This is a genomic window from Bullifex sp., from assembly GCF_034103065.1.
Taxonomy (GTDB): Bacteria; Spirochaetota; Spirochaetia; order Sphaerochaetales; family Sphaerochaetaceae; genus Bullifex.
The window spans coordinates 1-9672 of record NZ_JAXEGN010000141.1 but is presented as its reverse complement, the minus strand read 5'-3'; the positions used below and the strand labels follow the sequence as shown (position 1 = coordinate 9672).

Annotated in this window: 8 protein-coding genes; 5 read left to right on the top strand and 3 right to left on the bottom strand. The window is 33.8% G+C overall.

Annotation, left to right across the window (positions count from 1 at the left end; all coding sequences use genetic code 11):
* Positions 1-146 precede the first annotated feature (146 nt).
* Positions 147-293, bottom strand: a complete 147-nt coding sequence (locus tag SOY52_RS05580) for a hypothetical protein (protein ID WP_320847983.1) — start codon at positions 291-293, stop codon at positions 147-149.
* A gap of 152 nt (positions 294-445) precedes the next feature.
* On the opposite strand from SOY52_RS05580, the gene SOY52_RS05575 reads away from it, so the two are divergent.
* The 3 genes from SOY52_RS05575 to SOY52_RS05565 all read left to right on the top strand — a co-directional run bounded on the left by SOY52_RS05575 (position 446) and on the right by SOY52_RS05565 (position 4937).
* On the top strand, positions 446-895 hold the full coding sequence (locus tag SOY52_RS05575) for a hypothetical protein (RefSeq protein ID WP_320847982.1): 450 nt from the start codon (positions 446-448) through the stop codon (positions 893-895).
* Between the two features lie 233 nt (positions 896-1128).
* Complete coding sequence (gene hisS, locus SOY52_RS05570) at positions 1129-2424, top strand: histidine--tRNA ligase (protein ID WP_320847981.1); 1296 nt, start codon at positions 1129-1131, stop codon at positions 2422-2424.
* Positions 2421-4937, top strand: a complete 2517-nt coding sequence (locus SOY52_RS05565) for an ATP-dependent RNA helicase (protein WP_320847980.1) — start codon at positions 2421-2423, stop codon at positions 4935-4937. The genes hisS and SOY52_RS05565 overlap by 4 nt, the downstream gene beginning before the upstream one ends.
* A 26-nt stretch (positions 4938-4963) precedes the next feature.
* On the opposite strand, the gene SOY52_RS05560 is transcribed toward SOY52_RS05565, so the two are convergent.
* Complete coding sequence (locus tag SOY52_RS05560) at positions 4964-6040, bottom strand: 3-dehydroquinate synthase family protein (RefSeq protein WP_320847979.1); 1077 nt, start codon at positions 6038-6040, stop codon at positions 4964-4966.
* 80 nt (positions 6041-6120) lie between these two features.
* On the opposite strand from SOY52_RS05560, the gene SOY52_RS05555 reads away from it, so the two are divergent.
* Together SOY52_RS05555 and thiI are read left to right on the top strand one after the other, a co-directional pair.
* Positions 6121-7245, top strand: a complete 1125-nt coding sequence (locus tag SOY52_RS05555; protein ID WP_320847978.1) for a cysteine desulfurase family protein — start codon at positions 6121-6123, stop codon at positions 7243-7245.
* On the top strand, positions 7246-8436 hold the full coding sequence (gene thiI / locus SOY52_RS05550; RefSeq protein WP_320847977.1) for a tRNA uracil 4-sulfurtransferase ThiI: 1191 nt from the start codon (positions 7246-7248) through the stop codon (positions 8434-8436).
* Positions 8437-8480: 44 nt separating this feature from the next.
* On the opposite strand, the gene SOY52_RS05545 is transcribed toward thiI, so the two are convergent.
* Positions 8481-9581 (bottom strand): right-handed parallel beta-helix repeat-containing protein, encoded by a 1101-nt coding sequence (locus SOY52_RS05545; RefSeq protein ID WP_320847976.1) that lies wholly within the window; start codon positions 9579-9581, stop codon positions 8481-8483.
* Positions 9582-9672 lie beyond the last annotated feature (91 nt).

Sequence of the window (9672 nt, the reverse complement as noted above, 5' to 3'; positions counted from 1 at the left end):
ATTTTTACATAAACTATTATATATTTTCTCAAAAGAAATCATGTTTTGAGCATAACACCTATTGTAGTAATATTCATTATTATTAGTTGTTATCTAGTTTTTTAATATTCATAACAACGATAAATATTTGATTATTCGTGAATATTTCATATACTGACTGCTCCCACGGGCAAGCCCAAGGGGTTATGATTACCAAGTGTAGCTTGTAATCGTACATCATTTTCAGACTTTGGAGTTACAAGTGTAAGTCTATTTGAATCAGGACTTTCATTACCTAGCAGTCCAACGACCACATTAGCAGTAAATTTCTGCTTTCCAGCAAGGAAGTACAGTCAATCTCCCTATTATTAACCTTTTAAAATATTTTAATTCCACTGTTTAATACTTTAATCTTATTAGCCTTAATCCTTTGAATGATTATTTTTCAATTTTTTACTTTAAATTCATGAAAGATAATCCTAAAGTTGATGATAATTATTGGGTAAATACTATTGATACTCCTTCAAGAAGGACATGGGCAGGTCTATCCTTTGAACAGGTATGTAAAGACCATATCGATAAAATAAAAAAAACACTTGGAATATCAGGTATTTATTGCGAACAATCACAATGGTTTATAAAAGGTGATGATTCTCATCCGGGTGCTCAAATTGATTTATTAATTGATAGAAGAGATAGAATAATAAATATTTGTGAAATAAAGTATTCAATAAACCAATTCACAATTGATAAAGATATTAATCAAGAGTTAAGAAACAAAATAGGAGTCTTTAAGAGTATTACAAAAACAAATAAAGCTATCAATTTAGTAATAATTACAACATTTGGAATTGCTAAAAATAAGTACTCTAGTATTGTACAAAATGAAGTAACACTCGATGATTTATTCTCTTAAATATGGCATATTATTTGCTTCAATAAGAAAAAAATATAAATAATAATTAGATATAGATTTTGCTGAAATACTACTTCTTATCTGAAAACCTTATAGGCGAAGATTATTCTTGTACTATACAGGATCTTAAAACATTTGTAATTGCTTTTTGAGTTATATTTTTGAGCATATTCTTTATCGAAGTGGAATAAAATATGATTTTTAGGTAAATTATAGCTATTGGAGAAATAATTATGATTGAACCATTGGTATTAAAAGGGTTTAGAGACAGTCTTCCAAAGACAGAAATCCCTAGAAGAAAGATAATGAGAATGCTTGAGGATGTTTTTACATCTTATGGCTTTGTTCCAATCGATACACCAGCTCTTGAATATACAAATGTTTTATTAGGAAAAGGTGGTGGTGAAACTGATAAGCAAATCTTCCATTTCCAGGATAATGGAAAGAGAGAGGTAGCAATGCGTTTTGACCTCACAGTTCCTTTTGCACGCTTTTTAGCAACTAACTACTCAATGCTTCCTATTCCTTTTAAACGCTACCACATGAGTAAGGTATGGCGTGGTGAAAATCCTCAAAAAGGTAGATATAGAGAGTTTATTCAGTGTGATTTTGATATGGTTGGTGCTGATAACGCTTTATCTGATTATGAAATTCTTTCATTAATGGATACCTCTTTTAAGACTCTAAATATTGAAAGATATACATTCCATGTTTCACACAGAGGATTATTTAATACATTCCTTGAGCACAATGATATTCTCGATAAGAGCGTAGATATCCTTCGCTTAGTCGATAAACTTAGAAAGATTGGTGAAGAAGAAGTTATCAAGCAGCTTATTGAACTCACCGGAAGTGAAGAAAAAGCTAAGAAAATTATTTCATACATCTCTAGAAGTGAAGATGAAAAATTCTTAGACTGCGTAGCACGCTTAGAAGATTTAGCAGGTGGTGAGTGTGATGCTTCAATTAGACTCAAGGAAATCTATGCTCTACTTAAGGAAGCAGGTATTGAAAAGCACTTTATCTTAGATCCATCAATTACTAGAGGATTAGACTACTATACAGGAATTGTCTACGAAACCTTTTTAGACGACCTTCCATCTATTGGCTCTGTATGTTCTGGTGGACGCTATAACAACCTCACTTCTCTTTACAGCAAAGAGAGCTTACCAGGGGTTGGTTCTTCTATTGGTCTTGATAGACTTCTTGCAGCCCTTGAAGAATTAAAGCATCCACTTCTTAAAGAAGTATCTAATGCTGATGTTGTAATTTATGCAAAAGAAGGACAGGAAGCTAAAGCTGTAAAATGTGCATCGATTTTAAGACGTGAAGGTCTAAAGACAGATACATATCTCTTACCAGGTAAAAAAATGAAAGCTTTCTATGATTACACCTCTAAGTGTGGATCACGCTATGTAATCATGTTTGATGATGAAGGAAAAGAAAGCTTAAAAGATTTAATAACTCGAGATACTACTGCTGCAGACATTAATACAATTGTAGCTATTCTTAAGGAGAATAGATCTTGATCGATTACCATCAGCTCCCAGTCTATAAGCATAAAAGAGAAATTTTAGATGCTTTATCACAAAACCAAGTTATTGTAATTGAAAGTCCAACTGGAAGTGGTAAAACTACCCAGCTTCCAATTATCTTAATGGAAGCTGGATATGATATGAGTGGTATGATAGGCATTACTCAGCCTCGTCGTATCGCAACCCTCTCTATTTGTGAATATATTAAGACTCAGCTAAATTTAGATGGTAATTTATGCGCATATACTATGCGTTTTGCAGATACAAGTGATGAAACAACTAGAATAAAAATTATGACAGATGGAATTCTGTTACAGGAATTAAAGAGTGATCCTATGCTCTCTAAGTACTCTGTCATAATGGTCGATGAAGCTCATGAGAGAAGTTTAAATATCGATTTTATCCTAGGACTTTTAAAGCAAATTACTCAAAAGCGTCATGATTTAAAGGTAATCATTAGCTCTGCTACAATTAATACACAAAAGTTCTCTGACTTCTTTTCAGGAGCTAAAATAATCTCGATTGATGCTAAAATCTTTCCAATTGATATAAAGTATGTAAATCCATTTCAGGAAAATAAAAAAGAATTAGAAAGAGTTTATGACCAAAGGGAGATAGAGGAGAAAGCAAATTCTCTTTCAATGCTAAAAATTGTAGAGAAAAATGCAAAGCAGCATTTAGGAGATATATTAATTTTCTGTAGTGGTGAGTATGAAATAAAAACTTATGAAACAGCTCTTAGGAATGCTCCTTTTTGGCCTTCTTTGCAGGTATATCCTCTATATGGTAGGCTTTCAAAAGAAGAGCAAGAAAGAGTATTTATCCCTACTGTAGAAGGTAAAACTAAGGTTGTTATTGCAACTAACATTGCTGAAACAAGTATTACAATTGATGGTATTACTACAGTAATAGATTTTGGTACAGCTAAGGTAAACTTCTATAACCAAAAGGATTTTACATCGGCCTTAATTCCACTTCCTATTAGTAAATCTAGTGCAATGCAAAGAGCAGGTAGAGCAGGAAGAACTCAAGAAGGAACATGTTATCGTTTTTATAGTCAAAGCAGTCTAGATACAAGGCCAGAGTTTAACCAAGAGGAAATACTTCGTTCTGACCTTGCTGAAGTTGCTCTTAGAATGAGTGATTTAGGAATTTATGACTATGAAAACTTCCCTTTTATCACTAAACCTAAGATTTCATCATTGCACTCAGCTGAAGAAACATTAAAGCTTATTAATGCTATTTCAGACGATAGACACCTTACTTCTATTGGTGAAATGATGGTGCAGTTTCCACTGCTTCCAAGACATTCAAGAGTAATTGTTGAAGCAATTAAAAACTTTCCAAATGTATTGAGGGAAGTTTTAATTGCCACTGCCTTTCTATCTACGAAGGGACCATTTTTATTCCCTCGTGGTTCTGAGATTATTGCTCGTAATCGCCAATCGAGATTCCAAAGCTCAAAATATGGTGACTTCTATGGTTATCTAAAACTATTTAATGAATATTCAGAGAAGCTTGAAGCAGGAAATAAAGAAGCTCAAGCCTTCTTAAAAAGATATTTTCTTGATGAACAAACAATGAACGAAATTGTTCATATTGAGTCCCAGCTTGAAGAAATAGTAAGCGCTATGCAAATTCCAATCACAAGCGGTGGAACTGTTAGTGAGTATTTAACCTGCTTAGCCTCAGGTTTGATACAATATGTCTGTTATCAATATAGTAGAGGTACATATAGATCCCTTACTGCTACTCAAATATACATACACCCTTCCTCTTCGTGGTTTTCTACTGCACCAAAGTTTTTACTTGCTGGTGAAATAGTAAAAACATCAAGAATGTTTGCTCGAACAGTTTCTCCTCTCGATAAACAAACTTTAAATCTTCTAGATCAGAACTTGATTAAGGCTCTTGTTTCTAATAAGAAAGAAAAACAAAAGAGTGAGGAGCAGGAAACTAAAGTTGAAGGTAACTTTATTAGAATATTTGATAGAGACTATCCTCTTATCACAAAGAAGAAAAAGTCATGTGCAGTTATTCCACTATTCGATCTTCCTTATCTTGTTAAGAAGGGCTTTGAAAGAGGTAGTGTTAGAAAGATTAATGTATTATTAAAAGCAGAAAAGTGTATGCTTACAAAGCCTGTTAAGCTTAGAGACCTTATTCAAGAGGGTGGAATTATTAAAACCGATAAAGTAAAAGCTAAGAGCTATGATAATAAAGGTCTTGATATTGAAACTCAAAAGAATGAGATTGAAAAAGAGCTTGATAATCTCTTTTGTCCTGTATTAAGTGGCTCTCTAATTCTGTTTGTTGGATTAAAATACACAAATGGATCTACCTTTGTATTTAGGAACTACTCTACTATCACTGGTATGATAGACGACACCTACTATGCACTCTCAGAGATGAACTTTAGACTTACAGATAAGAAATCAAAGTTAAAGAAAAAAGTATTATCAGCCCTTGAGAAAATCGATTCGATTGTTGACTACAGCGCTGATTAAAAATAAGGAGCGAACAAATGCGCTCCTTATTTATTATTACTTTTTGCAGGTCCTGAGATTACTGTTCGTTGAACAAGCTTCATATCAAGTTGCTTTAATACCGGCTTTCCAAAGCCCTCTAAAAGAACAAATTTAACACTACCACTCATCCTCTTTTTATCTTTGCTAATAGCATCTTGGAATTCTAACCACTCGCCTCTTCCAACTCTATAGTCCATGTCAAAAGGATACATATTAAAGAGATTATTAGCTTTAGTGTAAAAATCATTATCAATTAATCCAAGCTCATAGCTAATATCTAATGCTCTACCACAGCCCCAAGCAACAGCTTTACCATGGCTTAGTCCTGTGAAATGAGTTATTGATTCAAGTGCATGAGCAAATGTATGACCTAAATTAAGAGCACTTCTTATTCCTTTTTTCTCTTCAGGATCACTTTCAATGTAGAAATTTTTAACTTCAATTGAAAGCTTAACCATTTGTGATACTACATCTCTATCGCGAGAAAGGATTTTATCCTTTTCTTTTACGAGGAAATTATAAAGCTCTTCATCCTTTGATAGTAATGCATGCTTTAACACTTCTCCAAGCCCTGAAATATATTCACTTTCAGAGAGGGTTCTTAAAGTATCACAAGAAATTAATACATCCTGAGCAGGATTAAATGTACCAATTAAGTTTTTAGCTCCAGCATAGTCTATAGCAGTCTTTCCCCCTACAGAGGCATCAACCATGCACAAAAGAGTTGTTGGAACTAAAACAAGCTTTGTTCCTCTCATATATAATGAAGAAGCTAAAGCGGTCATATCACAAACTACACCGCCACCAAAAGCAATAAAATATGAGTCTCTTGCTAGATGGTAATCAAGAGCAGCAGATATAATACGTTCTATACTCTTAAGATTTTTATTTTTTTCACCACTTTCTAATACTACTCTATTAGGTGGAAGGTTCTTAAACAATGGTGCTGTATTAGTATCAAATACCCATAGAGCATTTTGACTATAACTTGATAGCTGGGAAGATAAGTCCTTGATATCTTTGGCAAAATAAACATCTGTTATCTTTCCACTTTGCAATGTAACTGAAAACACTTTTTCCATAGCACCCATTTTATCTTTATTACATAAACATTAAAATAGCCTACTTGAAAAAAAATAGCTCATTCTGTGAAAATAGCAATATGCAAGAATTACGTTATTTTGATAATGCAGCAACAACAAAAATTTGTGATGCTGCGCTCAAAAGTTATATTGATACTAGCTTAAACTATCCAGGAAACCCTTCCTCAAAGCATAGTGAAGGCTTGAAGGCAAAAAAGAAGCTTGATGAAACTCGTCAAGGCTTTGCTAATATTTTAAAGACAAAGCCAGAGCAACTCTTTTTTACAAGTGGTGCAAGTGAAGCAATTTCAATTGTCTTATCATCACTTCTATGGTTAAAACGTCCAGGTAGAGTAATCTTTTCAGCAATAGAGCATGAGGCAGTTCTATCGTTTGCTCCAATATTAAAAGAAAAAGGATTTGATGTAGTTATCCTTAAATCTAAGGGTGGTCATGTAAAACCTGAGGATCTTGAGAATGCAATTAATCAAGATACAAAGCTTATAGCAATCCAAGCTGTAAATAATGTTGTTGGAACAATCAATGATATTAAAGCACTTGTGAAAGTAGTAAGAAAAAAAGAAACTGAAATTAATAGAAAAATCTTTTTCTTCTCAGACTGTGTTCAAGCATTAGGAAAAATTCCTCTAAATTTAACAGACCTTGATGTTGATGGAGCTTCATTTTCTTCTCATAAGATACATGGTCCAAGAGGAATAGGACTTTTGTATTTAAAGCGTGGTGATATCCAAGCAATAGCTAAAGCAGGTGGACAGGAAAAGGGTGTTAGAGGTGGCACTGAAAATCTTCCAGCAATAGTTTCTTTCTTAACTGCATTAGAATGCTATGAAAAAGATTCATCAAGAGTAATGAGTATAAATCATAAACTTAGGAATATGTTTATTGAGAATAATATTAAGGTACTATCTCCTGAAAATGATATAACAGGATATGTACTTACTATCACTACCCCACTTCCATCTGAGGTATTAACAAGGATGCTAAGTGATGAAGGCTATGAAGTATCCTCTGGCTCTGCCTGCTCGAATAATGCTAAGGGAAAAAGTGAAAATGTTATCATCGCTTTAGGCTATTCGCCAAGTGATGCAAAGGGTACAATAAGAATATCATTTGCTCCAGAAAGCGATGAAGAAGAAGCAGTTAAGCTAGCAAAGCTAATAATTAATAAGGTAAAGGAATTTTAAGTGAAAAAGCTATATTTGATTAAACTTGGAGAAATTTCATTAAAGGGACAAAATAGAGCTCTATTTGAGAATAGATTAAGACACAATATTAAGGATAAGCTTAGGCCATACCACTCAAATGTTGTAAAGCAAAAAGGTAGAATCTTTTTCTATATTGATCCTGAATGTCCAGATGAGGTTATTGATAAAGCACTTTCAACTACATTTGGTATTATTGCATACGCAGAGGCTGTTGTATGCGAAAAGAATATGGATTTAATAAGAGAGAAGGCTGAGTATTTAATTAAGAAAGCTGGCTTAACTGGAAAGGAGTCATTTAAGGTACAATCTCGCCGTGAGGATAAGGGCTTTGAACTTTCAAGCTACCAAATTTCATGTGACCTTGCCGATTTAATACATAATATCTACCCTGATATGAGAGTAGACTTAACTAATCCTGACTTTGTATTAAATGTTGAAATAAGAAGTGAAGCATATTTATATACAAGCCAAAAGAAAGGAATTGGTGGACTTCCTTCAGGAACAGCTGGTAAAGGTATTTTACTTTTATCTGGCGGTATTGATTCACCTGTTGCAGGTTTTGAAATGGCAAAAAGGGGTGTTAATCTTGATTGCTTATATTTCCATGCATATCCATATACAAGTGATGAAGCACTTGAGAAGGTTAAAACTCTTGCAAAATTAATTAGCCCATATTTGGGCGGAACTAGACTCTTTGTTGTTCCATTTACCCAGCAACAGCTATACATAAGAGATAATGCATATGAAGATGAAACAACATTGATGTTTAGAGCTTGTATGATGCAAGTCGCCGAGCGCCTTTGCAATGAAAGAGGTTACAACGCAATTATTACAGGTGAAGCATTAAGCCAGGTTGCTTCACAAACCCTCCCTGCAATGGCTTTCACTGACAGTATGACTGATTATCTTGTATTACGTCCTTTAGTTGGAATGGACAAGGAAGAGATTATTTCAATTAGTAAGAAAATAGGCACATATGAGACTTCTATTTTACCTTTTGAAGATTGCTGTGTTATATTCTCGCCTAAGCATCCTGTTACCAATCCAGATAAGAAGCTGATGACAAAACACTTTGAAAAACTTGATATGGGTCAGATGCTTGATAAAGCAGTGAGAGAAACTAAAATCTATTCATATAATGCTAAAGGCGAAGAGATAGAAACAAATTAAACTGATAAAATGCACAAAGCCCGAAAGCTTTGTGCATTCTTTTATTATAATGGCATTACTGATGATGTATAGTAATCGAGCCATACATCAACAGGACCTAAGCAAGGTAATAGTTTCCTATATGTAGATTCTACCTCAGGGTATCCTCCAACTTCATTTTGACTATCAATAATCTTTCCAGTTCCTGTTTTAAATTCTTCAATAAGTCTTAGATCAAATTCATCACGATCTTTAGGTCTAGCTCCTGAATATTTTAATACATATTCAGGCACCTCAGATGCACTTATTACAGATAAATCATCAATCCATATAGGTTTTTCATCAAGAAGTGTTACAGGAATAGATTCATCAGTTAGATTACCTGGTGTTGTACCATCTACTTTTACAATAATGTTATCTTCCATATAACATCTTTCATCATTTTCAGGATAATTTGAACCAACCATAGCTTTTACTACTGTAGAAGGTCCTTCCTTTTCATAGTTACCAACAATTGAAACAATAGGAGTTGAAGGTTTTTCTTCTAAGCCTTTCCATTCCTTTGGAATCCATGATAATCTAATTGCCCAAGCACCTGGATCATAGATTAAATTATTTACAATAAGACCTGAAGAATTTCCTTTAAACCATGGATTACGTTCGTAGTTGTGAGCATAGAAATTGCCAATAATTGCAATATTTGTGCAATCATCCATTACTAGAGTACCCATTGAATGGTTCATAGTTTGTTTTTTGTGAACAGACCAAGCTAAGCATTCTGAAATAAAGTTATTACTGTAGGTAATATCATGAGAAGCATTTTCAGGGCCATATCCTCTTTTTCCTGATACAGATAGATTCTCATCTACGCCCCAAGAAACTGAACAATGATCAACAACAATATTGTAAGAGTTGCCATTTGCAGCTGTTGATATCTCAGGTTCATAGCCTTCCCCTATTTCTGCACCAGCATCACCCATTCTAAAACGAACGTGTTGCATAACAATATCATGTGTATTAAAAGTCAATCCACCACGAATAAATGTAATACCAGGTGAAGGTGCTGTTTGACCAGCAATAGTTAAATAAGGATTATTAATTTTTATTTGCTGCTTTTGTGAATTACTCGGCAATTGAATTGCCAGAGCATCGTGGAGTTTAGCCACGGGTGCATCCATGACACCGCTACTGCTTTTTATACAGCTACTTTTAATACATATGGAGTCTTAATCATCTTCATATGTATTTCTTTTTTAC

Coding starts and splice junctions, on each gene's coding strand:
- SOY52_RS05575 (WP_320847982.1), top strand. CDS start 446: ATGAAAGATAATCCTAAAGTTGATGATAATTATTGGGTAAATACTATT.
- hisS (WP_320847981.1), top strand. CDS start 1,129: ATGATTGAACCATTGGTATTAAAAGGGTTTAGAGACAGTCTTCCAAAG.
- SOY52_RS05560 (WP_320847979.1), bottom strand. CDS start 6,040: ATGGAAAAAGTGTTTTCAGTTACATTGCAAAGTGGAAAGATAACAGAT.
- SOY52_RS05555 (WP_320847978.1), top strand. CDS start 6,121: ATGCAAGAATTACGTTATTTTGATAATGCAGCAACAACAAAAATTTGT.